The organism is Curtobacterium sp. JUb34, assembly GCF_003755065.1.
Classification (GTDB): domain Bacteria; phylum Actinomycetota; class Actinomycetes; order Actinomycetales; family Microbacteriaceae; genus Curtobacterium.
In genome coordinates this window covers 715,517-738,346 of record NZ_RJVH01000002.1, presented here as the reverse complement: position 1 = coordinate 738,346, position 22,830 = coordinate 715,517, and the positions used below count along the sequence as shown (strand labels likewise).

The window sequence follows — 22,830 nt, the reverse complement described above, 5'->3', positions numbered from 1 at the left end:
CGGACTGGCGTCACCGGCTGATCAGCTCTCGCCGCCCGCGCTGCCCGTGGTGCCGGCGGTCACGTCGTGCAGGCGGTACTTGTCGATCGCCTGCTGGACGAGTGCGCCGTCGACCTTGCCCTGGCGGGCGAGCTGCTGCAGCGTCCGCACGACGACCGAGGGGCCGTCGATGTGGAAGAAGCGGCGCGCGGCCGGACGGGTGTCCGAGAAGCCGAAGCCGTCGGCGCCGAGCGTGGCGTAGTCGGTCGGCACGAACGGACGGATCTGCTCCTGCACCTGGTGCATGAAGTCGCTGACCGCGACGACCGGCCCCTCGGTGGCGAGCAGGCGCTCGGTGACGTAGGGCGTGCGCGGCGACTCGTTCGGGTTGAGGAACGCGTGCTGCTCCGCGTCGAGACCGTCGCGGTACAGCTCACCCCAGCTCGTGACGCTCCAGACGTCGGCGGAGATGCCCCAGTCCTCGGCGAGGAGCTGCTGCGCCTCGAGGATCCACGGCACCGCCACACCGGACGCGAGCAGCTGGGCCTTCGGGCCGTCGTGCTCGCTCGGCTTGAGCAGGTACATGCCCTTGACGATCCCGTCGACGTCGACGCCCTCGGGCTCCGCCGGCTGGACGATCGGCTCGTTGTAGACCGTCAGGTAGTACATGACGTTCGGGTCGCTGTGCTTGGGCGAGCCGTCCTCGTTCGTGCCGTACATCCGGTCGAGGCCGGCCTGCACGATGTGCCCGATCTCGTACCCGTACGCGGGGTCGTACGACACCACGGCCGGGTTCGTCGTCGCGAGGAGCAGCGAGTGGCCGTCGGCGTGTTGCAGGCCCTCACCCGTCAGGGTCGTGCGACCGGCGGTGGCGCCGATCATGAAGCCACGGGCCATCTGGTCGCCCGCCGCCCAGATCGCGTCGCCGGTGCGCTGGAACCCGAACATCGAGTAGAAGACGTAGACCGGGATGAGCGGCTCGCCCTGCGTCGAGTACGAGGTGCCCACCGCGGTGAACGCCGCCAGGGCGCCCGCCTCGTTGATGCCGACGTGGATGATCTGGCCCTGCGGGCTCTCCTTGTAGGCCAGCAGGAGCTCCCGGTCGACCGACGTGTAGTGCTGGCCGTTCGGGTTGTAGATCTTCGCCGACGGGAAGTACGCGTCCATGCCGAACGTGCGCGCTTCGTCCGGGATGATCGGGACGACGCGGTCGCCGAAGTCCGGGGAGCGGAGCAGGTCCTTCAGCAGTCGGGCGAACGCCATGGTGGTGGCGATCTCCTGCTTGCCGGAGCCCTTCTTCACGACCTGGTACTTCGAGTCCTCGGGCAGGGTGATCGAGGTGTGCTTCGTGCGACGCTCCGGCACGTAGCCGCCGAGCGCCTGACGACGCTCGTGCATGTACTGGATCGCCTCGTCGTCGTTGCCCGGGTGGTAGTACGGCGGCGTGTAGGGGTTCTCCTCGAGCTGCGCGTCGGTGACCGGGATGCGCATCTCGTCGCGGAACTGCTTGAGGTTGTCGAGCGTGAGCTTCTTCATCTGGTGGGTCGCGTTGCGCCCCTCGAAGCTCGGGCCGAGGCCGTAGCCCTTGACCGTCTTCGCCAGGATGACCGTCGGCTGGCCCTTGTGCTCGGTCGCGGCCTTGAACGCGGCGTAGACCTTGCGGTAGTCGTGGCCACCGCGCTTGAGGTTCCAGACCTGGTCGTCGCTGTAGCCCTCGATGAGCTCGAGCGCCTTCGGGTCGCGCCCGAAGAAGTTCTCGCGGACGTACGCGCCGTTCTCCGCCTTGTACGTCTGGTAGTCGCCGTCCGGCGTCTGGTTCATCAGGTTGAGCAGTGCGCCCTCGGTGTCGCGGGCGAGCAGGTCGTCCCACTCACGCCCCCAGACGACCTTGATGACGTTCCAGCCAGCACCGCGGAAGAACGCCTCGAGCTCCTGGATGATCTTGCCGTTGCCGCGCACCGGACCGTCGAGCCGCTGCAGGTTGCAGTTGATGACGAAGTTCAGGTTGTCGAGACCGTCGTTCGCGGCGACCTGGAGCTGTCCGCGCGACTCGACCTCGTCCATCTCGCCGTCGCCGAGGAAGGCCCAGACCTGCTGGTCGGAGGCGTCCTTGATGCCGCGGTTGGTCAGGTACTTGGCCTGCTGCGCCTGGTAGATCGCGTTGATCGGGCCGATGCCCATCGACACGGTCGGGAACTGCCAGAAGTGCGGCATGAGGCGCGGGTGCGGGTACGACGACAGGCCGCCGCCGGCGTGGGACTTCTCCTGACGGAACCCGTCGAGCTGGTCCTCGCCGAGACGCCCTTCCATGTAGGCGCGGGCGTACATGCCGGGGGAGGCGTGGCCCTGGAAGAAGACCTGGTCGCCGCCGGACGCGTGGTCCTGCGCACGGAAGAAGTGGTTGTAGCCCACCTCGTACAGCGCGGCACTCGACGCGTACGTCGAGATGTGGCCGCCGACGCTGATGCCCGGACGCTGCGCGCGGTGCACCGTGATGGCCGCGTTCCAGCGGATCCACCGGCGGTACCGGCGCTCCAGTTCCTCGTCGCCGGGGAACTCGGGTTCGTTCTCCGGCGCGATGGTGTTCACGTAGTCCGTCGTCGGGACCATCGGCACACCGAGGTGCAGTTCCTTGGACCGCTTGAGCAGGCTCAGCATGATCTCGCGACCGCGCTGGTGTCCGTGGGTCTGGACCAATCCGTCTAGGGACTCACGCCATTCGGCGGTCTCCTGCGGGTCCTGGTCGTTCGCCCCGGTGCTGTACGGGTCCTGGTCGTTCACCGTCACCCTTGACCTCGTTCGTTCTCGTGGTGGTGGACATGGTGGCTCCGGTGGTCGGGTCGCGACCGGATGGGGCCCCGTCCACTCTAGGCCCCAGCACCGACTCGGATGCTGATGGTGCCGTGCAGGTGGACGGGTGCTTGCTTTCGCGTGTCGTCGGCGTAGCATGGCCGATCGTGCACACGCGACCCGCGTGCGCACGGACCCGACGGGCACACCCCACACCCGAGGAAGAAGCACACGTACCGATGGCTCTCGAGATCGGCTCTCTCGCGCCGGACTTCGAGCTCCCGAACCAGTTCGGTGAGCACGTCCGACTCAGCGACTTCCGCGGCAACCGCCCGGTCGCACTCGTCTTCTTCCCGCTGGCGTTCTCGTCGAACTGCACGAACGAGCTCTGCGCCCTGCAGGACAACGTCGCGATGTTCCAGGACCAGCGCGTCGAGCTGATCGGCATCTCGGTCGACTCCAAGGCGACGCTCCGGTCGTTCGCCGAGCTCAACGGCTACGACTTCGAGCTCCTCGCCGACTTCTGGCCGCACGGCGCGGTCTCGAAGGAGTACGGCGTCTTCCTCGAGCACAAGGGCTTCGCCACCCGCGCGACCTTCGTGATCGACGTGCAGGGCCGCATCAAGGCCTCGATCATCACCGAGCCCGGCCTGCAGCGCGACGTCGCGGAGTACAAGGCAGCCCTCGACCGGCTCGCCGCCTGCACCGCACCCGTCCCGGTCGGCTAGCGTTCCGAACCCCTCCTGCGACGCATCCGCGTCGACAGCGGACAGGAGGCCCGGTGCACGCCATCGACACGGACGCACGTGACCGTGTGGTCACCACCGAGGCCTACGCCCCGTACCCGGTGTCGCCCACGCCCGCCACGTGGCACCTCCGGCGCACCGAGGTCCCGACGCCCGCCGGACCCGTCGTGGTGCACCACCGGCCCGGCCCCGACCCGCTCCTGCTGCTGCACGGCGTCGCGGGATCCTGGTCGACCTGGACCCCGTTGCTGACCGCTGCCGACGGCGTCGGCGACCGGGGACTCGTGGTCGTCGACCTGCCGGGGTGGGGATCGTCCCCGGCACCGGCACACCCGTTCGACCTCGACGACGTCGCCGGGTCGCTGACCACGGTGCTGGACGCGCTCGGGATCGCGACGGTGGACGTCCTCGGGCACTCGATGGGCGCGTTCGTCGGGATGCACCTGGCGGTCGTGGCGCCCCTGCGCGTGCGGTCGGTGGCCCTGGTGTCCGGCACGACCGTCGCGACGGCGGACGCCGCACGGCACCCTGTCCGGGCGCTCCGGACGCTGCCGGCGTTCACGCTGCTGCGTGCGGGGCTGTCGATCACCGGCGAAGCCGCGCGGCCGGTGCTCCGAGCGTTGTCCCGTGTCGGGCTGCTGCCGCTGCTCGCTGCTCCGGTGTTCACGCACGTGCGACGCCTCGACCGCAGCGTGCTCGACGCCTTCGTCCAGGAGCTCCGGCCGACCCGGTTCACGGACGCGGCACGGACCGCGGCCGGCTACGACCTCGGTCGCTGGCGCGACATCGCCTGCCCGGTCGCCGCGATCGCCGGGCGCGACGACGTGTTCGCGCGCGTCTCGGACCTCGAGGCCGTGCGGGAGCTCGTGCCGCAGCTCCGCACGGTGCTGCTCGACGACTGCGGGCACTTCGCCCACGTCGAGCACCCGGACGCCGTGGCGCGCGAGTTCGGGCTCACCTGACCCCTCCGGACGATCAGGCGGGGACGGGGAACGTCGCCGCGACGCGGGAACGCACCTCGGCGCGGACGGCTCGGCGCATCACGGGGGAGAACAGCGAATGGTCGCCGTCCTCGACCCGCACGATCGACACCGAGCCGCGCCGGCCGACCCCGCCGTAGCGGCGCAAGGCCTTCTGGCCGCCGAGCCGGTCGAACAGGGCGGCGTCGTCCGGAGCGGCGATCACGACGACGTCGGTGCCGTGCTCCACGAGCGGTCGGACGTGCTCGACGACGCCGCCGACGCGGTCCCGCCGGGCGATCCACTCGCGCAGGGCCTTCGGCACGACGGCGTTGTACCGCTGGCGGACCCACAGGCGACCGGACGAGGGGGCGTCGATCGCCCGCACGGCGTCCTCGTAGCTGCCGGGGGCGGCCGGCTGCCGGCGGTAGTCGTTCGGGCTGATCTCGACGACCAGGCGGGGTGCCTCGTCGACGGACCGACCGGCGAGCCAGGCGCCGGCGCACATGCCGACGAGCACCAGGCGGTCCGACGGGGTGCCGAGGTCGGCGACGACGGCGGACTGGTCCTCGACCCACTCCTGGGCGAAGAGGAAGCTGCGTTCGTCGTCGCGCACGGTGGAGCTCTCACCGGTGGCCCGGCGGTCGACCCGGACGACGCGGGCACCGTCACGGGCGAGCGCCCGGGCGAGGTCGACCTGGTAGTCGGTGGCTCCGACCCGGTGCTCGGCGGCACCGTTGTGCAGGACCACCAGGGGAGCGTCGTGGTGCTGTGCGGACGAGACGGTCTCGACGGCGAACAGTTCGTCCGGACCGAGGCGGACGATGCGCTCGGACACCCGGCCGTCGACGTCCAGGACCTCGTCGAGCACGGGCGGCACGACCGGTCCCGACGCCGCGGGGGCCCAGACGTCGAGCCAGGTGACGGCGGCGTCCACGGCGGCTCCGGGGATCCGCGCGTGGATGCTCGTGCCGTCGAGCAGCTCGGCACTGCCGGGCACCTCGACGGTCTCGACGGGCCCGAGGGTCTTCGGGGCACGGGTCTCCGGTCGCACGAGCGCCACGGTCGGACCGGTGCGCGGCGCGAACGCCAGGGCGGAGAGCGCTGCCGCTTCGTCCGGTTCGACCTCGATGCCGATCAGGCTCTCGACGCCGTCCACGAACCGCTCGGAGCCGATGGTGATGGTCGCCAGCGCGCGCTGGCGGCGGAGCCAGCCGCGGCCCGAGGCCGGGGCGTCCCAGACGAGCAGGGCGTCGGTCTCCTCGGCGGCGGTCGCGGCGACGAGGGCTGCCGAGGCGAGCCCGACGAACGCGACGTGCCGGACCCCGGACGTGCGGAGCACGGCGGCCGCGTGGCGCGCGGACCGGACCTGGGCGTCGGGGTCGGTGTCGGGTGCGCCGTCACCACGTCCGGACGGGTCGTAGCGCACCGAGGCGATGCCACGGGCCTCCAGGCGGTCTGCGAGCAGGCGGAGCGTGCGGTACGCGATGACGCCCTCCTGCCCCAGCGGCGGGCAGATGACGACCCCGGCCCGCGCAGCGGGCGGCAGCTGCACGGCGGCGCGGACGGCCGGCGAACCGGACCACCCGTGCAGCGTCGTCACAGCGCGAGCGCCGCGCGGACCGACGCCGGCCAGGCGTCGACGTCCGTGCCGTGTGCGGCGAACAGGGCGATGGTGATGCGCTCCAGTCCGAAGGCGATGCAGGCGCTGTGGGCGACCTCGCCGTCGGCGGTGCGGAGACCGAACGAGGTGCCGAAGTGGTCTTCGTGCAGGTTCGCCGAGCTGATCGCCGTGGTCGGGTGGTCGTCGCCGTAGACGGGCGTGACGAACTCGAACTTCAGCGCCTGCTCGACCTGGTTGCGGGCGAGCATCTGCCCGACGCGACCGAAGAAGGGGTCGTTGGCTGGGACCACGTCGATCTCGAGCCCGAACGACTCGAGCAGCTCGCGCATCACCGGGATCCGGCCGTCGCGGTGCTGCTGGGCCGACGCCGGCGTGCCGATGTGCACGAACTCGTGCATGTGGAAGGCCTGCAGGCGCATCGGGTCGAGCGACGGCTCGCGGCGGAACGAGTCGCCGACGATGTCGAAGCAGCGGCCCTCCTGCGGGATCGTGTCGCCGACCAGGCCGTACACCGGGTGGCAGACCGCGGGGGTGAGCATGAGGTCGGCGGGCTCGAGGAAGCCCTCCCACCGCTCACCGCGCTCGCGGGCGGCGAGCAGTGCCCGGTGCGTGCGGTCGTCGCCGGTGAAGCCGGAGATCGACGCGGCGAGGTCCGGGAACGACGCGATGTAGTCGGTGCGCTCGAACGCGGCGAGCGGCTCGACCGGCGGGAACCGCAGCACCTCGGCGTCGAGGTCCTGCTGGCTGCGGACGGCCGCGTCGTCGACGGCCGTGTACACGCGCTCGAACACGCCGGTCCGGCCGTACAGCCCGGGGGAGCCGAGGTCGATGAGCACGCGGTCGGCGAGCAGGCGGGCACGGAGGGCGGCCCGCGCGGCGTCGAGGTCCGGCGCGGTGGTGCTGGTCGCGGTGGTCGTGCTGGTGGTGGGGTCCGTGAGGGTCACAGGATCACTCCCGTCATGAGGGCCAGGTCGGCGTCGTTCTTGAGGAGACGGTCGTTGCTCACCATGACGGCGGCACCGTGGGCGTCTCGGAGGTGTCGGGCGATGCTCATCGGGCCGGAGGCCGCGTAGCCCGCGATCCCGACGATGCGGAGCGCCTTGGTGACGATGTCGGTGACGCGTTCGGACGCACCGATCTTGAGGGCGTTCGCCGCGAGGGCGTAGGCGCTCGAGGCGAGCACCTCGGGGTCGTCGGCCGCGGCGTCGAACCGCTCGGCGGCGTGCCGGACGGAGTCGGCGAGGGCCTGCAGGTCGACCAGGAGCTCGGCGAGCCGGAGCGCTCCGGGCGGGGTCGTCCCGATCGCTGCACGCGCCTGCTTGCGGACCGCGGTCCGGGCGCGCTCGCTCGCCGAGGCGGCGATGCCGAGCCAGACCGAGGCCCAGAGCACGTGCGAGACCGGCAGGACCGTCTGCGCCGAGATCGCCGCGTAGTCGTCGCGGAACACCCGATCGACGGTGGTCTCGGTGTCGAGGATCCAGCCGTTGCTGCAGGTCCCGCGCAGGCCCATCGTGTCCCAGGTCGAGGTCTGCGAGAGCACCATCGAGTCGGTCCGGCAGATGAGCAGGCGCTGGTCGGAGGCCGGGGCGTCCGGGTCGCGGCGGGCGGTGACGAACACCGCGTCGGCCTCGGTCGCGTACGAGATCACCGGCGCGTCCTTGCGCAGGCGGATGCGGCCGTCGTCGGTGGCCTCGATCGAGCAGGTCGAACGGCGGGCGTCGCCGCCGACCCCGCGCTCCGTGGTGGCCGAGGCGACGAGCGCGCCGTCCCGGACCGCGGCGATCGTGTCGAGCACGCCGGCACCGTCGCCGCCGTGCCGCCAGAGCGCCATGACCTGGCCCTGGTGCATCGCGAAGACCATGCCGGTGGCGGCGCAGGCCCGGCCGAGCTCGGTGGCGATCGCCGAGAGCTCGGACACGGATGCGCCCTCGCCACCGTGCTCCGTGGGAACGGCGGCGGCGAGCAGCCCGTACTCGCGCATGGCCGCGATGGCCTCGCGCGGCGGGCGGGCGTCGCGGTCGACCTCGTCCGCGAACTGGGCGGCGACCGCAGCCACGGCGGCGGCGCGCTCGGCGAAGCGGTCGACGACCGGTGTCGTCGGCAGGGTCAGGGTCACGAGGCGAGCTCCGCAGCGGCGACGATCGACTCGACGGTGGCGAAGGTGGAGCGGTTCAGGACCGAGTCGGGGAACTCGACGTCGAGCTCGGACTCGACCGCGAGCATGACGTTCACGGTGGCGTGCGACGACAGCCCGAGCGCGTACAGGTCGGCGATCGAGGCGACGTCCTGTGCGTCCACGGTCAGGCGCCCGTGGTCGGCGAGTGCGCGGCGCACGGCCTGTTCGATCGTGGGGTCGAGCAGCGTCGCGGTCGTGCTCGAGTGCTGGTGTTCCTGGTCCATGCTGGCAACCATAAGGAGAACCGGGCCTCGGGAAACCGCCGTGCGGGTGCGGGAAACCGCACGCGATCCGCACCGCCTGTGCCGCGGCACAGGCGGACGTCAGCGGTCGGAGAGCGCCACCGCCGTCGCGACGGCCAGACCCCGCTCGTGCGCGAGGGACACCGCGATCGCGCCGCACCCGATCGCATCGGCCAGGGCGGCGGCGGTCCCGGTCAGCTCCACCGTCGGCGCGCCGTGGTCGTCGAGGACGATCGCCACCTCGCGCAGCGGGATCGCCTGGTCCGGTGCGGGGCGGAGGAGCTTCACCACGGCCTCCTTGCCCGCGAACCGGGCGGCCAGGCGCTCCGGGTCGTCGCCCGCGTCGGTGCGCTCCCGGACGGTGAAGAGCCGGTCCAGGTAGCGCTCGCCGTGCGCCGAGATGCCCGCCACCACGTCCTCGACCGCGGCGAGGTCGGTCCCGGTCCGGATCGTGCTCATGGCTGCAGGCTACGCAGGTCGCGGCGGTGCCGCATGCCCGCAACGGCATGGGCGTCGGGGGCGGTTCGTATGATCGGTGCGAGAGACCACCGAGGGGGAACCGATGGCATCACCGTGGACCGGCATCATCGAGGACGCGCGACACTACCCGTCGCCGCACAACTCGCAACCGATCGTCGTGCGCGTCGAGGACGACCGCACCGCGATCGTCTTCTACGACCTGCGGCGGGGGTTGCCGGCGGAGTCGTTCGGCATCCCGTTCGGGCACGTCTGCGCCGGGGTGTTCCTGGCCGGGCTCGAGGTCGTGGCCCGAGCGCACGGCTTCGCCGTGCAGGAGCGGCTCGACCACGCCGAGATGGACTTCGGCCGGCTCGACGCCGGCGACTCCGGGGCGGCGGACGACCACCTGCACCGGTTGGGCACGGTGCGCCTGCGTCCGCGGGCGGTCACCGCGGACGACCGGGAGGCCCTGGCCGTCTTCCTGGCACGGCGCACCTCGCGCAGGCCCTACGACGCGACCCTGGTGGACGACGCCGCCGTGGACGCCGCGTCCGCCATCGCGTCGGCCGCCGGGCAGCGGTTCCGCACCACGTCCGACCGGGCGACCGTCGACGAGATCGTCCGGGTCAACCAGGAGACCCTGTTCGACGACCTGCAGCACGACGCCGTGCACGACGAGATCCTGCACTGGCTGCGGTTCTCGAAGCGGCAGGCGGTGACCACCGGCGACGGGCTGTCGGCGGAGACGATGCTCATGCCCGGACCGGTCCTGCGGTTCGCGATGGAGCACCGTGGGCTGTGGGAAGCACCCGGTGTCGGTGGGGTATTCAAGCGCGTGTACCTGTCGACGATGCGCGGCGTCCGGCAGCTCGGGTGGCTCGAGGGGCCCTTCCGCACGCCGGCCGACTACGTCGAGGCCGGCCGGGTGTTCATGCGGATCTGGCTCGAGTTCAGCGCGCGGGGGATCGCCCTGCACCCGTTCGGCACCGTGATCACGAACCCGCGGTCGCACGCCGCCTTCGTCGAACGCGCCGGCGTCGACGAGTCCGACGGCCGGATGGCCTGGATGCTGTTCCGATTCGGGCACAGCGATCCACCGCCCCTGGCGCACCGCAGACCCGCGGCCGCCATGACGCTCGGGGGTGCACGGTGAAGCGCGCGGCGGTCTTCACGGTCGTGTGGGTCGTCGAGACCTTCGTGGCGCTGTTCATGCCCCGCGTCGGCACCCACAAGCTCCTGCTCACGCCGGGCATCGAGCCGCTCCGCTGGACCCTCGGACGCTGGCGTGCCTGGCGGACCGTGGAGCGGGCTGCGAAGCGGGTACCCGCCTACGGGGCGTTCCTGGCGGAGGCGGGACGGGCCTCCCGGCTCGACACGCGTGGCGGGATCGCCGCGGCGATCTCGGGCCTGCCCGAGATGGACAAGGACTCCTACGTCAGACGGTGGAGCATCCCCGAGCGCTGCGTCGACGGACGGCTGCCACGGCGCGGCGTGGTCGTCGACGAGTCGAGCGGGTCGAGCGGCACGCCGACCAGCTGGGTCCGCGGTCCCGACGAACGGCAGGCCACCCGGCAACTGCTGCAACTCGGGTTCTCGCGCACCGCGAAGGACCTGCCGAAGCAGCCGTTCGTGCTCAACGCATTCTCGCTCGGGGCGTGGGCCACGGGCATGAACGTGACGGCGTCGCTCACCGAGTCGTCGATGATCAAGTCGATCGGGCCGGACCGCGACAAGATCGTGCAGACGATGCGCGAGTTCGGTACCGACTTCACCTACGTCATCTGCAGCTACCCGCCCTTCCTGAAGGCGCTGTTCGAGGACGACCGGCTCGACTGGAGCGAGTACACGATCGTCGCGGCGTTCGGTGGCGAGGGCATCAGCGAGAACATGCGCGCCCACATCGAGCAGTACGCGCAGGCCGTCCTCGGTTCCTACGGGGCGAGCGACCTCGAGATCAACCTCGGCATCGAGACGCCGTTCAGCGTGCAGCTGCGCCGGGCGATCGCAGCGTCATCCGAGCTGTCCGCCGCGTTGACGAAGCAGGCCGAGTACGGCGTGCTGCCGATGGTGTTCCAGTTCAACCCGTTCGGGTACCTGATCGAGACGAACGACCTCGGCGAACTCGTCGTCACCATCACCCGGTCCGAGAACATCAGTCCACGGATCCGGTACAACATCCACGACCGCGGGCACGTCGTGCGGATGCGGTCGCTGCGCCGGACGCTGCGCGCACACGGCTTCGACGAGCTCGCCGACGCCGCCGAGCTCGACCTGCCCCTGCTGTTCCACTACGGCCGCTCCGACCTGTCCGTCGACTACAACGGTGCGGTCGTCGCGCCCGACGTCGTGCGCGACGTGGTCTACGACGACCCGGAGCTGCTCGAGGCCGTCGAGAACCACCGGCTGATCAGCTACGAGGACGACCGGGGCGACCGACAGCTGCACATCGCGTTCCAGCTCGCGTCCGGGGCGGCGGGGTTCGACTCGGACAGTGCTCGCTCCGCGGTCATCACCGAGCTGCGGCGGTTGAACAAGGACTTCTCGAACGCGATCCGGACGGCGCCGCCCGGCACCCTGCCGACGGTGGCGTTCTACCCGTACCGGACGGGGCCGTTCCGCGAGGACGGCAAGAAGCTCAAGAACGAGTACGTCTGGCAGCTGCCCGCCGGTTCGGTGGACCAGTGGGAGCTCGACCTGGCCTGGGTCGCGCCGAAGGAGGCCTGAGCGGGCTCGCCGCGCGGGGCGGGCCGGTGCTCGCTAGCCGTACTGCGGTGGCCAGTCGAAGGAGGCGGGCAGGTGTGGGACCTCGCCGATCGTCGTCACGATGAGGACGACCTCGCGCCGGTTCGTCAGCTCGATCGAACGCGGGTTGCCGATCCGGCGGTGGCCGTCCACCCACACGGTGAGCTCGCCACGCAGGCCGCCGACGTGCTCCGGACCGAGCGAGACACCCCACTCGTCGAAGAACTGGCCGAGCGTGAAGGTCTGCTCGGTGGGGGACTCGACGTGCACGATGCCCGAGGTGTCGTGCGTGTGGATCTCGGCGGCGAACTTCCCCCGGTCCGAGTGCCCGATGTTCGCGGGGACCGTCACCGGGTCGTCGCCGTCCAGGATCGTCAGGTGGGTGTGGACGTGCTCGGCGAGGCGCTCACCCCACACGTTCCGCAAGGCCGCCACGTCGGCACGGGCGGACAGGTCGGTCGGCCGCGGCCAGGGTGGAGCGTCGCGCGACGTCCCCGCCCCCGGCGCGGCACAGCCCGACAGCAGCAGGAGTGCGGCCACCGCGACCGCGACGACGCGGGTCCTCACCAGCGGTCGTGGACCGTGGCGCGGAACCACGTGTCGTACAGGTCGTGCACCGTGGCGTCGAGGCCCTCGATCGGCGGCAGGTCACCGGCGGCCGCGTTCGAGCGCGCCTGCTCCGGGTTCCGTGCTCCGGGGATCGCGGCGGTCACGCCGTCCTGCGCGATGACCCACGCCAGCGCCGCCTGCGGCACGGAGACGGCGTCGGGCAGGGACGCCGCGAAGGTCTGCGCCGCGCTCACGCCGTCGTCGTAGTCCACACCGCTGAACGTCTCGCCCTGGTCGAAGGCCTCGCCGTGCCGGTTGTAGTTGCGGTGGTCGCCCTCGGCGAACGACGTCTCCGTCGTGTACTTGCCGGACAGCAACCCCGAGGCCAACGGGACGCGCGCGAGGATGCCGACGCCTGCCTCCAGGGCCGCCGGCAGCACGCGGTCCAGCGGCTTGAGCCGGAACGCGTTGAGGATGATCTGGACGCTCGCGACGCCGGGCCGGGCGATCGCGGCCAACGCCTGGTCGGCCGTCTCGACACTGACGCCGTAGGCGGCGACCGAGCCGTCCGCGACCAGCGCGTCGAGGGCGTCGTACACGGCGTCGTCGCCGATGACCTCGGACGGCGGGCAGTGCAGCTGCACCAGGTCGAGCGTGTCCTGCCGCAGGTTCGTGCGCGAGCGGTCCACCCACTCGCGGAAGTTCGCCGCCACGTAGTTCGACGGGACCTGCTCGGCGCGGCGGCCCATCTTCGTCGTGACCGTCAGCGGCACGTCGGGGTTGGACGCACGCCACGCACCGATGAGCTGCTCGCTGCGACCGTCGCCGTACACGTCGGCGGTGTCGAAGAGTGTGACACCGGACTCGACCGAGGCGTCCATCACGGCGTTCGCGTCCGCTTCGCTCACCGGACCCCAGTCACCGCCGAATTGCCACGTACCGAGACCGATGGGGGAGACTTCGCGGCCGGTTCGGCCGAGGGTGCGACTCTGCATGGCGCCGATCGTAGTCAGCGGGTTCGCGCGGTCGTTCAGCCGATGGTGGAGACCCCGCGGCGGAGCAGCGCACGGGCCGCCCGAGCGCGGGGGATGACCCAGACGGCCGCCCACAGGACCATGCCGGCCCAGAGCAGGATCAACATCGTCGTGATGAGGGCGTCGTGCTGGTCGCGCATCGACCACGTCATCGCGATCCACAGCGTGCCGAGGACGACCTTGCCCCAGCCGGCTCCCTCGCGGTCGGCCTGCGCCTGGACCAGCGGGATCCACAGTTCCGCTGGGACGCCGTACGGCACCTGACCGTCGGCGATCCACTCGCGCACCGCGATCGAGCGCTCGTACCCGCCCTCGGCACGCCAGGCGCGCAACTGCAGGTACACGGCGATCGCGGCACCTGCCACCGCGGACGGGATGCCGACGGAGACCAGGACGGTGGTGGTCGTCTCGGTCCACGACGACAACACGAGCATGACGAGGACGACCGCGAACGCCGCACCCGTCACCCCGGAGCCGAGGAGCCGCAGCCGCCCGGATTCGTCGAGGACACCGGCACCGTTCACGAGGGAGAGGGTACGCGCCGTTGCCGAGGTTCCCCGGGGCGGGTGCGCCCCGAGGTTCCGAAATCTCGGCATCTCGGGCCGCTGTTCGCCCGGGATCGGCACCTCGGCGGTCATCGCGCGGCATGTCGTGGAACCTCGCCACGTCCTTCTGGTTCGGACTGGAGGCCCGTCCCGCGTCGTTCTCCACAGATGCGTCCGACCGTGGTCGGGCCCGGCACCTGGTGCGCGATGCTCTCGTCATGGGGAATCGAGCACGCGTCGACCACTCGCCGAGGCCGTTCCCGGTGCGAGAGGCGCTGGCGGCCGGAGCGAGCCCATCGCGGCTGACCCGCCGCGACCTCAGGGCTCCGGTCCACGGCGTCCGCGTCCGAGCGGACGTCCCCGTGACGGTCGTGGAAGCGATCGCCGTCGTCCTCCGGAGCGACCAGTTCGTCAGCCACACCACGGCCGCTCGGCTCTGGGGAGCGCCGCTCCCGTCACGGCTCGACGACGAACTCGTGCACGTGACGGCGATCGGGACCGCGCCGATCATGCGCCGCCCCCAGGTCGTCCCGCACCGCACGCGTATCGAGGGCTTCCGGCCGGATCTCGTCCGGGGCATCCCGGTCAGCCCGCCAGCGCGCGCGTGGTTCGAGTCGGCGTCACTGCTCACCGTCGTCGAACTCGTCGTCCTGGGTGACCACCTCGTCGGTCCGAGCGGGCTCGCCACCATCGACGGACTGGCGGCCGCGATCGTCCCCGGAAGTCGCTCGGCACGACGAGCACGAACCGCACTCGACAGGGTGCGGACCGGAGTCGAGTCGCCCATGGAGACCCGTCTCCGACTCGGAGTGGTCGATGCGGGGTTCCCGGAGCCCGAGGTGAACGTCGACGTCGTGGACGACCACGGTTCCTTCCTCGGCCGAGCAGACCTCGCGTGGCCGACGCTCCGGATCGCCCTCGAGTACGACGGCGATCACCACCGTGACCGCCGGACCTTCCAGCACGATCAGCGCCGGTCGAACGGCTTCGCGGTGAACGGCTGGATCGTCATCCACGCAACATCCGCGGACACCGGACGTCCAGCAGTGTTGTTCGAGCGACTCCGACAGGCCTTCGTCCAACGCCAGGTCGAGGGTCGGGCCCGCCGCGCGGCCTGACGCGTCTCCGAAGCGGCGCGGTGCGGGTGGACTCGCTGCGCCGAGGTTCCGCAACTCGCCGTGCGTTCGTCGCCGAGGTTCCACACTGACGTGCTCCGGGCCGCGAGATGCCGAGATTTCGGAACCTCGGGGGACGGGGGACGGGGACGGGCGGGCCGACGGGCTCCGCGCGGGTCAGCTGTGCGCCAGGAGCCAGCACATGCCGGCGGCGGCGAAGGCCATCGCCCAGCTCACCAGGCTGCCGATCAGGAAGTACTCCGCCTGGTAGCCGGTCGTCTCTCGGCGGATCTCGGGGAACCGGACGATGCCCTTGGCCGCGATCAGCGCAGCGACCACCGGGAAGGCCCCCGCCACCGCGAACCCGGCCAGCAGCAGTCGTTCGATCGGGCCGATCAGGCGACCGCCCTTGAGACGCACCGTGCTGTCCCCGGACTGTTCGGCGTCGGCGTCGGAGCGTCGGCGTCGCCCGAACCGGCGGCGGAGGTCATCGGCCTCGGCGCCCGTGACGGCTCCGCGCTGGAGTCCCGGCGGGAGTGCCTGGGCGACGACCACGTTCGCGGAGTCGACGAGGAACAGCGCCGAGCCGACACCGCCCACGACGGCGGCGAGCGGAACGGCGTCGACGAACGCCAGGCCCGAGCCGTCGTGCCAGTCGACCACGAAGCCCGTGCCGTCGGGCAGTGGCCCCCAGAGCAGCAGCACGGCGACGGCGACGGCGAGCAGGACCGCGGGCCAGGACCCGGACCCTCGCAGCAGCCCCCGGGCCGTCGGTTCGCCACGGTCGCCGTCCGCGGTCCCGCCACCGGCTCGGACCGGCGCGGTCGTGGCGATCCACGCCGCTGCGAGCACCACCGTGACGAGGACGCTCCACACGGGGACACCGAGACCGAGCCAGGCCACAGCGGACACCCCGGCCCAGAGCACGACGATAGCGATGGTGGTCAGCGTGCGCGGTCGGTGCGCGTCAGTACCGGTGCGTGCCCGGACGACGTCGCCCAGCCCGATGAGTGCGAGGAGGATCCCGGCGAGCATCAGCGTTCCTGTCCCGCGAGGACCCGGAGACCCTCGACGATCGCGGCCACGCCCGACTTCTGCACCGACTGGGAGACCGCGGACGGGGTGATCCCCTCGGTCGCGGCGATCTGCGCCTGGGTCCGGCCCTGGACGAGTCCGAGCGCGATGCGTCGGGCCCGTGGTGTCAGGCGGGCCACGACGTGGTCGCGGCTGAGGAAGTAGGCGTTCACGAGTCGCTCCTCGGTGCCGTGGCGGTCGTCGGACGCGTGGAACCACGACCGGAGGAAGGACGTCCGGCCGTCTTCGCGGCGGTGCGTCTCGTTGATGGCGTCGCGGGCGGACCACCACGCCGGGCCGTCCTGGAGCGGACCGCTCGTGCCGGACCCCACCGTGCGCACCGTCCCGCGACCCATCCCGAGTCGGACCTGCACCGTCGATGGCAGCGCGAGCATTGCCGCGGTGCTGGCGACGAGCGCGTCGGTGAGCGTTGCGTAGATCACCTGGAACTCGTCGCCGACGGTCGCGTGCACCGGGTCCACCGGGGTGACGTCGGTCGTCTCGCGGAACGCTCGCTCGACGTCGCGCTGCGCGGCGGGGCGGTCCTCGAGCGTGCGTGAGTCGACGAGGTCGAGGATCACGGCGTAGATGGGCTCGTCCGACATGGGTTAAGTGTACGGCTTACTATCGGCGAAATGAAGCCGAGCACTGAACTGGTTCGCGGCCGGGCTGTCCAGCGCCACGATACGGGGGATCGACCTCTAGGATCGAGTCGCGGGCTCTTAGCTCAGTTGGTAGAGCACTTCGTTTACACCGAAGTGGTCGGCGGTTCGAGCCCGCCAGAGCCCACCGCAGAAGCGATCACGGGGGGTCCGATGAACAGCCGACGACACGAACCGGTCCGACAGCACTCTGTCGACTTCCTGCCGGGAACGAGTGGGAACCCGGTCGCACCGTTCCAGCGCGACCACCAGCCCGGACAGGGTCCGATCCGTCACGACTGGGTGTACCTCGTCCCGATCGGCGCGGTCCTGATCGGCGGGGTCATCGCGTTCCTCGTGTGGGGGAACTGACCCGGTGATCGGTGCACCACGAACCCTGCGGTTGCTCGGCGCGGTCGCTGCGATCACGGTCGCTTCGGTCGTCGTGCTCACGGGTTGCTCGGACGGCGACGCTGCTCCGCATCCGTCGTCGAGTACGCACCGCCCGGACACGACGCCGTCGACCGTGTCGGACACGGCGAGCGACGCGTCCGATTTCTTCTCGATCCTGCGCAAGCCCATCGCTGCGCGGGACGCGTTGCCCGCGGACCTGACGACGACTCCTGACGACATGGTCCCGAACAGCGCGCGGTTCGCCGTCGAGCACGACGGCACGGCCTACTGGATCGCTGCCGTTGCCGACGGTGGAGCGTGCCTGATCGCGTGGGACGGCGACCCCGACAGTGCTGCGAACTACTCGGTGTGCGGGGGGAGGCAGGACATCCATCGGGCATCCGTCGTCACGAGCATGATCGACGAGCAGGAGCACCAGACTCTCCTGGTGTCCGACGGGTACACCAGCGTCGGGGCGGACCCGCTGCGGGAGCTCGCTCCCAACGTCTGGGTGTCGGCGCCCGGCGACTGACCGCGCCGCCTGACCGACCGCACCGGTCCGCCCGACGGACGCGGGGCGGGTCACGCGCGCCGACGGCGGACGGGAGGCGCGGTGCGGGCCTGCACCGCGCCTCCCGTCCGTCCCTGACATCGCGCCCAGGCCACGACGTCAGCGCTCGACGTGTTCCAGGTCTGCCAGCAGCGATTCGTGGACCGGCTCCCAAGCGAGCGTGCGACGCGTGTGCTCGCTCGACGCCGGCTGGTCCATCACGAAGATCGGGGCGAACGCCCCGAATGTCTCGTCTGCGACGCGTTCGACCGGCAGTCCGAGCCGTCGGCCGATCACCTCGGCGAGGTCGCGCACCCGGTCGCCCTCGTCGGCCACGGCGTGCCAGACCGTGCCGGCCGGTGCGACCTCCAGAGCCAGTCGGAAGAGGACGGCAGCGTCCCGCGCGTGCACGGCGGGCCAGCGCTGTTCGCCGTCTCCGGGGTACCCGGCCACACCGCTGCCTCGGGCCGTCTCGGTGAGGATGCCCGCGAAGCCGCCCGCGCCGTCGGCATGCACGGTGCGCGGCAACCGGATCGCGGACACCCGCACGCCCCGCTCGGCCAGGTCGAGCGCGGCGAGCACCGATCGGGCGCGACCGGCGACCGGTCCCTCGAGGGGCAGGGGGTCGGCCTCGGTCGACGCCCTGCCCGGGACCCACGGCGTGCCGGACACGACGACGAACGGGCCGTCGGAGCCGACGAGTTCCTCGCCGAGTACGGCCATCGCATCCGCTTCCTCGGCGATGCCCCGGGTCAGGGCTTCCGGCGAGCTGAAGTCGTTCGAGAACGCGAGGCTGACGACGCCGTCGGCGGCGCGCGCACCGGCACGGAGGACGTCGAGGTCGCTGAGACCGCCCCGGACCGGTTCGGCGCCCGCCGCGGTGAGGGCTGCGGCCGAGCGTTCCGAGCGGGCGAGCGCAGTGACGCTGTGGCCTGCGGCGATGAGTTCGGCGACGACGGCCGTTCCGATGGTGCCGGTGCCGCCGGTGATGAAGACGCGCATGGGATCCTCCAGTGATGGGACAAGTGTCTCGTCACCGTACACCCGTGATGAGACAATTGTCCCGTCCCGTAGGATGCTCCCATGGCGCGATGGGAACCGGGAGCTCGGGAACGGCTGGTCCTGGCCGCCGTCGACCTGTTCTCCGAGCAGGGGTACGACGAGACGACCGTGACGCAGATCGCCGAGCGAGCGGGGGTCACGAAGAGCACCTTCTTCCGACACTTCCCGGACAAGCGCGAACTACTCGTCGCCGGGCAGGAGACGTTGAGCCGCTTGTTGTCCGAGGGGATCACCGACGCAGCGCCCGAACGTTCACCGCTCGACGCCGTCGCTGCTGGGCTCGAACGTGCATCGGGCGAGATGGGTCCGATGAACCGCGAGCTGGGTCCGCGACTCAAGGCCGCGGTCGCCGCGAGCGCCGAGCTCCAGGAGCGCGACGCCCTGAAGAGCGTCGGTATGGCCGCCGCGATGACCGATGCGCTCATCGAGCGCGGGGTCGCGGAACCGACGGCCCGGCTCGCGAGCGAGATGGGCGTGCTCGCCTTCAAGCAGGGGTTCGACCGGTGGGCCGGTGCGGCACGCGCTGATGACGACGGACTCGCGGGTCATGCGCTCGCAGCGTTCGCCGAGCTGCGGGAGGCTGCTGCGGCGCTCCGGTGAGCACCGCCGACGCGGTACGACGACGCCGTTGTCGCACGACGTCGACCTCGTCGTTCCGCATCGGGTCAGCGCCGACCAGCCCTCAGCGCCCGCGTCAGCCGGCCACCACGTGCGGGTACTCGTCCGAGCGCCCCTGGAACGCGAGGATCGCCGGGTTGCGCACGTGGCCGTCCTCGATCTCGACGGCGCGTCGGATCGTGTCCGATTCGGCCCACGACGACGGGCCCTCCATCACCGGTCGGAGGAACGGCATGAGCGCCTCGCTGATCTCCCACGTCGTCGAGTTCCAGAGCAGCGACGGGCTGTGGTCGACGGCGTAGTAGTTCGTGCTCTCGCCGACGGTGATCATCGGTTCCCCGAAGGTCGTCGCCTGCGCCCACTCGAACCCCATCCCCACGTCGATCGAGACGTCGACGATGAGGCTGCCCGGACGGAACACGCCCAGGTCCTCGGTGCGCAGGTACGTGAGTGGGGCGTTCGGGTCCTGGAGCGTGCAGTTCACGACGATGTCGTTCTCGGCCAGGTACGGCGCCAGCGGCACCGGACCGTCCTCGGTCTTCACCGTGTTGCCGCTGGGGTCGTGGTCGTCCTGGCTGATCTGCAGCATGTCGACGGAGGGGATCGGCGACCCCACGGCCGCGATGTCGCGGTTGGTCAGGACGCGGACGTCGTGGATCCCGTGGGCGTTCAGCGCGGTGACGGCACCGCGGGCGGTGGCCCCGAAGCCGATCACGACCGCGGTGAGCCGGCGGCCGTAGTCCCCGGTGGAACCACAGAGCTGCAGGGCGTGGATGACGGAGCAGTAGCCCGCGAGCTCGTTGTTCTTGTGGAACACGTGCAGGCTGAACCCGCCGTCCGACCGCCAGTGGTTCATCGACTCCCACGCGATGAGGGTCAGGCGCTTGTCGATCGCGACCTGGGTGAGGGCGGGGTCCTGCACGCAGTGCGGCCAGCCCCACAGGACCTGTCCGTCCCGCAGGTCCTCGAGGTCGGACACCTGGGGCTTGGGCAGCAGCACGACGTCCGACGCGGCGATGAGCTCGTCTCGGTCCGCCATGGCGCCGACCAGGGGTTCGAGCTGGTCGTCCGTGACGCCGAAGCGGCGACCGTACCCGCGTTCCAGGATGATGTTCGCGCGCAGGTCGGGGTCGATGCGCTCGAAGTGGGCGGGATGGATCGGGAGGCGGCGTTCGTCGGGTTTCCGCGACTCGGCCAGCACCCCGAGGTGCAGCAGCGGCGATGCTGCCGGTGTTTGGGTCATGGTGCACTCTACGGCCGCGTGCCGCCACCGAGCGGCCGGGCGGCCGGGCGGCCACGTCACCCGCGGCGGTCGGCGAGCGCCGTGAGCACCAGGGTCTCCATCCCCGAGTTCGGCGGACAGGGCCTCGAACGCTCGACGGTCCGGTGGTCGAACAGCGTCCCGTCGAGGTCGAACCCGACCGCGCGGAGCCCCGACGGCGATCGGTTCGTCATGAGGCCAGGATGTCGCAAGACTGGAGCGGTGTCTCCCACCGCAGCACCACAGACGATCCACTTCCACCAGAAGCACCACGACGCCGTCCAGCGCGGCGACAAGGTCACGACGGTGCGCTGGCAGGAGGACGTCCGCACCGGCCCCGGGGTGTTCGTCTTCGACGAGCACCCCTCGGCGACGCCGTTGGCCGGCCAGGTCACCGAGGTGACCGACCACCGCCTGGCGGAGCTCACCCCTCGCGCCGCGCACCAGCCGGCCGACACCGACATGGCCGACTTCGCTCGGCAGCTGCGCGCCAACTACTACCCGGACATGCCGGACGACGCGGTGGTCCAGGTTGCGGTCATCGCGCTCGACGCGACACCGCCTGCGTGACGTCCGCCAGGGCGGTGGACGCCACGACCTGACGGACGGGAGGCGCGGTGCGGGCCCGCCCCGTGCCTCCCGTCCGCCCTGGGTCGCGCCCAGGGCGCGTGGTGGCGTCAGCCGTCGGTCTCGCCGTCGACGCAGTTCTCGACCTGCTGCGCGAGCTGCGAGTCGTCACTGAACGAGCTCGGCGCGGCGGTCGCGGCGGTGTCCGACACCGCGTCCTGCGCGGTGTCGTTGACGGCGTAGAGCGGGCCGTCGAAGTCGTCTGCGGTCGGGTCGGCGGTGCTCGCCCAGACCGACACGGCGTCCTCCTCGTCGTCCTCGTTCGTGTCGTCGTCGCCCTTCGGCATGATCGTCGCACCGAGGTACCAGCCGCCGTCGCCCTTCTGGATGTTGGCGGCGGTGATCGTGTCGTCCGGGCCGACGGCGTCCGCGATCAGGTCGACCGCGGCACCCGAGGCGAGGTCGCACTCGGCCGCCTGCGACTTCTCCTCGGAACCGGGCAGCTGCCCGACGGGGTTCGGGTTCTGGGCGCCGCCGGGGTCGCAGGCGGTGAGCAGGAGGGCGATGGTGGCGGCACCGAACAGCGCCGTGGCGGTCTTCGTTCGCGTGGACATGGACGTGACGGTAGGCGAGCACGGGTGCGCGGCGACCCAGGTGTCCGCGACGGTCGGCGGGGTGCCGACCCGACCGTCACCGGTGCAGCGTGGCCTTCGGGTACTCGCCGTAGCGGCTCGTGTACTCCGCCGAGAACCGGCCGAGGTGCGCGAAGCCCCAGCGGCGGGCGACTTCGCTCACCGAGGTGGACGTCGAGTCGAGCCGCAGCAGGTCGCCTCGGACGCGCTGGAGACGCACGGACCGGACGTAGGTCGAGGGCGGCATCCCGAACAGCCGCTGGAACGACTCCTGCACGGCACGGACGCTCAAGCCCGACACGGCGGCGAGGTCCGACACGGCGATCGGTTCCGCCGCGTGCTCGTGCACGTGGTCGACCGCTCGCCGGATCCGGGCGTTCCGCGGGGCCCACAGGGCGCTCGACGGCCCGGCGGTCTTCGGCGGGTACAGGGCGAGGAAGGCCACGGCGACGGCCCGGGTGGCGTCCGACCACGCGGTGGAGGCCACACCCTGTGCCGCGAGGACCCGACGAGCGGACTCGAGGACCTGCCGCCAGCGCACGACGGCGTCCGCTGCGGGGACAGCACGCTCGTCGAGGTGCAGGCCGCCGGAGGGCAGGCCGTGGCGCTCCTCGGCGACGGACCGCACGAACGCGCGGGTGAGGTGCACCATGACGGCGTCGTGGTTGCTGGCCTCGACCACGGCGCGTCGTTCGGTGGGCATCAGCGCCGGCACGCCGTTGTCGACCGGCCCGCCGCCACGCAGGAGGTCGAGCGTGACGACGCCGCCGAGCACCAGGACGACGATGTACGCGTCGTCGGGGGCCACGGTGCCGCGGACGTAGCCGCGCATCTGCGACCGGCGCAGCGTCACGTTGCCGTCACCGACGGCCAGGTACCGGAACGAGTACGCCCCGGTGGTCGGACGGGTCTGCCAGGAGGTGCCCGTGACGAGGCCCGGCAACTGCTCGAGGGCCTGCTCGGGCGAGGACGCCGAGGCCTCCAGGCGGACCGGTGCGGCCGCTGTGGAAAGGGTCGATTCGGTGACGTTCGCGGATGACGTCTCGTCGACGGATTGCTGCGACACGGTGAC

25 protein-coding genes and 1 tRNA gene are annotated in these 22,830 nt (G+C 71.5%); 10 read left to right on the top strand and 16 right to left on the bottom strand.

Translation table 11 applies throughout. The annotated features are described in order from the left end of the window. Window positions 1–21: 21 nt before the first annotated feature. On the bottom strand, window positions 22–2,766 hold the full coding sequence (gene aceE / locus EDF63_RS09995; protein WP_123312867.1) for a pyruvate dehydrogenase (acetyl-transferring), homodimeric type: 2,745 nt from the start codon (window positions 2,764–2,766) through the stop codon (window positions 22–24). Window positions 2,767–3,008: 242 nt separating this feature from the next. Between aceE and EDF63_RS09990 the strand changes: the two genes are divergently transcribed. Further along, window positions 3,009–3,497, top strand: a complete 489-nt coding sequence (locus tag EDF63_RS09990; RefSeq protein WP_111085695.1) for a peroxiredoxin — start codon at window positions 3,009–3,011, stop codon at window positions 3,495–3,497. 53 nt (window positions 3,498–3,550) lie between these two features. Beyond that, window positions 3,551–4,477 (top strand): alpha/beta fold hydrolase, encoded by a 927-nt coding sequence (locus tag EDF63_RS09985; RefSeq protein ID WP_185021364.1) that lies wholly within the window; start codon window positions 3,551–3,553, stop codon window positions 4,475–4,477. Between the two features lie 13 nt (window positions 4,478–4,490). Here the strand turns inward: EDF63_RS09985 and EDF63_RS09980 are convergent, their stop codons facing one another. The 5 genes from EDF63_RS09980 to EDF63_RS09960 form a co-directional block, all read right to left on the bottom strand. Further along, on the bottom strand, window positions 4,491–6,077 hold the full coding sequence (locus tag EDF63_RS09980) for an alpha/beta hydrolase (RefSeq protein WP_123312865.1): 1,587 nt from the start codon (window positions 6,075–6,077) through the stop codon (window positions 4,491–4,493). After that, on the bottom strand, window positions 6,074–7,042 hold the full coding sequence (locus EDF63_RS09975) for an amino acid--[acyl-carrier-protein] ligase (protein ID WP_123312864.1): 969 nt from the start codon (window positions 7,040–7,042) through the stop codon (window positions 6,074–6,076). Before EDF63_RS09975 ends, EDF63_RS09980 begins: the two co-directional genes overlap by 4 nt. Beyond that, on the bottom strand, window positions 7,039–8,214 hold the full coding sequence (locus tag EDF63_RS09970) for an acyl-CoA dehydrogenase family protein (protein WP_221180546.1): 1,176 nt from the start codon (window positions 8,212–8,214) through the stop codon (window positions 7,039–7,041). Before EDF63_RS09970 ends, EDF63_RS09975 begins: the two co-directional genes overlap by 4 nt. Beyond that, window positions 8,211–8,498 (bottom strand): acyl carrier protein, encoded by a 288-nt coding sequence (locus tag EDF63_RS09965; RefSeq protein WP_123312863.1) that lies wholly within the window; start codon window positions 8,496–8,498, stop codon window positions 8,211–8,213. Before EDF63_RS09965 ends, EDF63_RS09970 begins: the two co-directional genes overlap by 4 nt. Window positions 8,499–8,597: 99 nt before the next feature. Continuing rightward, window positions 8,598–8,975 (bottom strand): holo-ACP synthase, encoded by a 378-nt coding sequence (locus EDF63_RS09960; protein WP_123312862.1) that lies wholly within the window; start codon window positions 8,973–8,975, stop codon window positions 8,598–8,600. A 103-nt stretch (window positions 8,976–9,078) separates the two neighbouring features. Between EDF63_RS09960 and EDF63_RS09955 the strand changes: the two genes are divergently transcribed. Beyond that, the gene (locus EDF63_RS09955; protein ID WP_123312861.1) at window positions 9,079–10,128 is read left to right on the top strand and encodes a hypothetical protein; all 1,050 of its coding nucleotides are present in this window, start codon (window positions 9,079–9,081) and stop codon (window positions 10,126–10,128) included. Beyond that, complete coding sequence (locus tag EDF63_RS09950; RefSeq protein WP_260233045.1) at window positions 10,125–11,699, top strand: CoF synthetase; 1,575 nt, start codon at window positions 10,125–10,127, stop codon at window positions 11,697–11,699. Before EDF63_RS09955 ends, EDF63_RS09950 begins: the two co-directional genes overlap by 4 nt. Before the next feature lie 33 nt (window positions 11,700–11,732). On the opposite strand, the gene EDF63_RS09945 is transcribed toward EDF63_RS09950, so the two are convergent. The 3 genes from EDF63_RS09945 to EDF63_RS09935 are packed head-to-tail and all read right to left on the bottom strand — an operon-like array spanning window position 11,733 to window position 13,824. Further along, complete coding sequence (locus EDF63_RS09945; RefSeq protein WP_123312860.1) at window positions 11,733–12,284, bottom strand: hypothetical protein; 552 nt, start codon at window positions 12,282–12,284, stop codon at window positions 11,733–11,735. After that, window positions 12,281–13,261 carry an aldo/keto reductase gene (locus EDF63_RS09940; RefSeq protein WP_123312859.1) on the bottom strand — a complete coding sequence of 327 codons (981 nt, stop codon included), beginning with the start codon at window positions 13,259–13,261 and terminating at the stop codon, window positions 12,281–12,283. The genes EDF63_RS09945 and EDF63_RS09940 overlap by 4 nt, the downstream gene beginning before the upstream one ends. 35 nt (window positions 13,262–13,296) lie before the next feature. Beyond that, window positions 13,297–13,824, bottom strand: a complete 528-nt coding sequence (locus EDF63_RS09935) for a hypothetical protein (protein ID WP_148061764.1) — start codon at window positions 13,822–13,824, stop codon at window positions 13,297–13,299. Between the two features lie 383 nt (window positions 13,825–14,207). Between EDF63_RS09935 and EDF63_RS09930 the strand changes: the two genes are divergently transcribed. After that, the gene (locus EDF63_RS09930) at window positions 14,208–14,963 is read left to right on the top strand and encodes a hypothetical protein (protein WP_148061763.1); all 756 of its coding nucleotides are present in this window, start codon (window positions 14,208–14,210) and stop codon (window positions 14,961–14,963) included. 174 nt (window positions 14,964–15,137) lie between these two features. On the opposite strand, the gene EDF63_RS09925 is transcribed toward EDF63_RS09930, so the two are convergent. Together EDF63_RS09925 and EDF63_RS09920 are read right to left on the bottom strand one after the other, a co-directional pair. Continuing rightward, window positions 15,138–15,995, bottom strand: a complete 858-nt coding sequence (locus EDF63_RS09925; RefSeq protein WP_123312856.1) for a hypothetical protein — start codon at window positions 15,993–15,995, stop codon at window positions 15,138–15,140. Next, entirely contained in the window at window positions 15,995–16,639 is a 645-nt protein-coding gene (locus tag EDF63_RS09920; protein WP_123312855.1) for a SatD family protein, read from the bottom strand. The genes EDF63_RS09925 and EDF63_RS09920 overlap by 1 nt, the downstream gene beginning before the upstream one ends. A gap of 111 nt (window positions 16,640–16,750) precedes the next feature. On the opposite strand from EDF63_RS09920, the gene EDF63_RS09915 reads away from it, so the two are divergent. From EDF63_RS09915 to EDF63_RS09905, 3 genes are all read left to right on the top strand, one after another. Continuing rightward, a tRNA-Val gene (locus EDF63_RS09915) sits at window positions 16,751–16,823 on the top strand. Window positions 16,824–16,849: 26 nt separating this feature from the next. After that, the gene (locus tag EDF63_RS09910; protein ID WP_123312854.1) at window positions 16,850–17,047 is read left to right on the top strand and encodes a hypothetical protein; all 198 of its coding nucleotides are present in this window, start codon (window positions 16,850–16,852) and stop codon (window positions 17,045–17,047) included. Window positions 17,048–17,051: 4 nt separating this feature from the next. Next, entirely contained in the window at window positions 17,052–17,600 is a 549-nt protein-coding gene (locus tag EDF63_RS09905) for a hypothetical protein (protein ID WP_123312853.1), read from the top strand. Window positions 17,601–17,738: 138 nt separating this feature from the next. Here EDF63_RS09905 and EDF63_RS09900 read toward each other — a convergent pair whose 3' ends face one another. Beyond that, a complete protein-coding gene (locus tag EDF63_RS09900; RefSeq protein WP_123312852.1) occupies window positions 17,739–18,620 on the bottom strand; it encodes an NAD-dependent epimerase/dehydratase family protein in 882 nt (293 codons plus the stop codon). Window positions 18,621–18,701: 81 nt separating this feature from the next. On the opposite strand from EDF63_RS09900, the gene EDF63_RS09895 reads away from it, so the two are divergent. After that, window positions 18,702–19,280, top strand: coding sequence for a TetR/AcrR family transcriptional regulator (locus EDF63_RS09895; protein WP_123292596.1), 579 nt, complete (start codon window positions 18,702–18,704; stop codon window positions 19,278–19,280). Between the two features lie 94 nt (window positions 19,281–19,374). Here the strand turns inward: EDF63_RS09895 and EDF63_RS09890 are convergent, their stop codons facing one another. Continuing rightward, entirely contained in the window at window positions 19,375–20,541 is a 1,167-nt protein-coding gene (locus tag EDF63_RS09890; RefSeq protein WP_123312851.1) for a N(5)-(carboxyethyl)ornithine synthase, read from the bottom strand. Between the two features lie 56 nt (window positions 20,542–20,597). Beyond that, window positions 20,598–20,753: a hypothetical protein gene (locus EDF63_RS18660; RefSeq protein ID WP_185021363.1), complete on the bottom strand. Its 156-nt coding sequence runs from the start codon at window positions 20,751–20,753 to the stop codon at window positions 20,598–20,600. A 28-nt stretch (window positions 20,754–20,781) separates the two neighbouring features. Between EDF63_RS18660 and EDF63_RS09885 the strand changes: the two genes are divergently transcribed. Further along, window positions 20,782–21,129: an ASCH domain-containing protein gene (locus EDF63_RS09885; RefSeq protein WP_260233044.1), complete on the top strand. Its 348-nt coding sequence runs from the start codon at window positions 20,782–20,784 to the stop codon at window positions 21,127–21,129. A gap of 107 nt (window positions 21,130–21,236) precedes the next feature. Here EDF63_RS09885 and EDF63_RS09880 read toward each other — a convergent pair whose 3' ends face one another. Both EDF63_RS09880 and EDF63_RS09875 read right to left on the bottom strand, forming a co-directional pair. Further along, on the bottom strand, window positions 21,237–21,740 hold the full coding sequence (locus tag EDF63_RS09880; RefSeq protein WP_123312849.1) for a hypothetical protein: 504 nt from the start codon (window positions 21,738–21,740) through the stop codon (window positions 21,237–21,239). Between the two features lie 76 nt (window positions 21,741–21,816). After that, the gene (locus EDF63_RS09875; protein ID WP_123312848.1) at window positions 21,817–22,824 is read right to left on the bottom strand and encodes a helix-turn-helix transcriptional regulator; all 1,008 of its coding nucleotides are present in this window, start codon (window positions 22,822–22,824) and stop codon (window positions 21,817–21,819) included. Between the last annotated feature and the right edge of the window lie 6 nt (window positions 22,825–22,830).

Excerpts from the sequence above, each read along its gene's own strand:
- EDF63_RS09990 (WP_111085695.1), top strand. The coding sequence starts at position 3,009 with ATGGCTCTCGAGATCGGCTCTCTCGCGCCGGACTTCGAGCTCCCGAAC.
- EDF63_RS09955 (WP_123312861.1), top strand. The coding sequence starts at position 9,079 with ATGGCATCACCGTGGACCGGCATCATCGAGGACGCGCGACACTACCCG.
- EDF63_RS09910 (WP_123312854.1), top strand. The coding sequence starts at position 16,850 with ATGAACAGCCGACGACACGAACCGGTCCGACAGCACTCTGTCGACTTC.
- EDF63_RS09895 (WP_123292596.1), top strand. The coding sequence starts at position 18,702 with ATGGCGCGATGGGAACCGGGAGCTCGGGAACGGCTGGTCCTGGCCGCC.
- EDF63_RS09925 (WP_123312856.1), bottom strand. The coding sequence starts at position 15,995 with ATGCTCGCCGGGATCCTCCTCGCACTCATCGGGCTGGGCGACGTCGTC.
- EDF63_RS09960 (WP_123312862.1), bottom strand. The coding sequence starts at position 8,975 with ATGAGCACGATCCGGACCGGGACCGACCTCGCCGCGGTCGAGGACGTG.
- EDF63_RS09940 (WP_123312859.1), bottom strand. The coding sequence starts at position 13,261 with ATGCAGAGTCGCACCCTCGGCCGAACCGGCCGCGAAGTCTCCCCCATC.
- EDF63_RS09965 (WP_123312863.1), bottom strand. The coding sequence starts at position 8,498 with ATGGACCAGGAACACCAGCACTCGAGCACGACCGCGACGCTGCTCGAC.
- EDF63_RS09920 (WP_123312855.1), bottom strand. The coding sequence starts at position 16,639 with ATGTCGGACGAGCCCATCTACGCCGTGATCCTCGACCTCGTCGACTCA.
- EDF63_RS09890 (WP_123312851.1), bottom strand. The coding sequence starts at position 20,541 with ATGACCCAAACACCGGCAGCATCGCCGCTGCTGCACCTCGGGGTGCTG.
- EDF63_RS18660 (WP_185021363.1), bottom strand. The coding sequence starts at position 20,753 with ATGACGAACCGATCGCCGTCGGGGCTCCGCGCGGTCGGGTTCGACCTC.
- EDF63_RS09880 (WP_123312849.1), bottom strand. The coding sequence starts at position 21,740 with ATGTCCACGCGAACGAAGACCGCCACGGCGCTGTTCGGTGCCGCCACC.
- EDF63_RS09900 (WP_123312852.1), bottom strand. The coding sequence starts at position 18,620 with ATGCGCGTCTTCATCACCGGCGGCACCGGCACCATCGGAACGGCCGTC.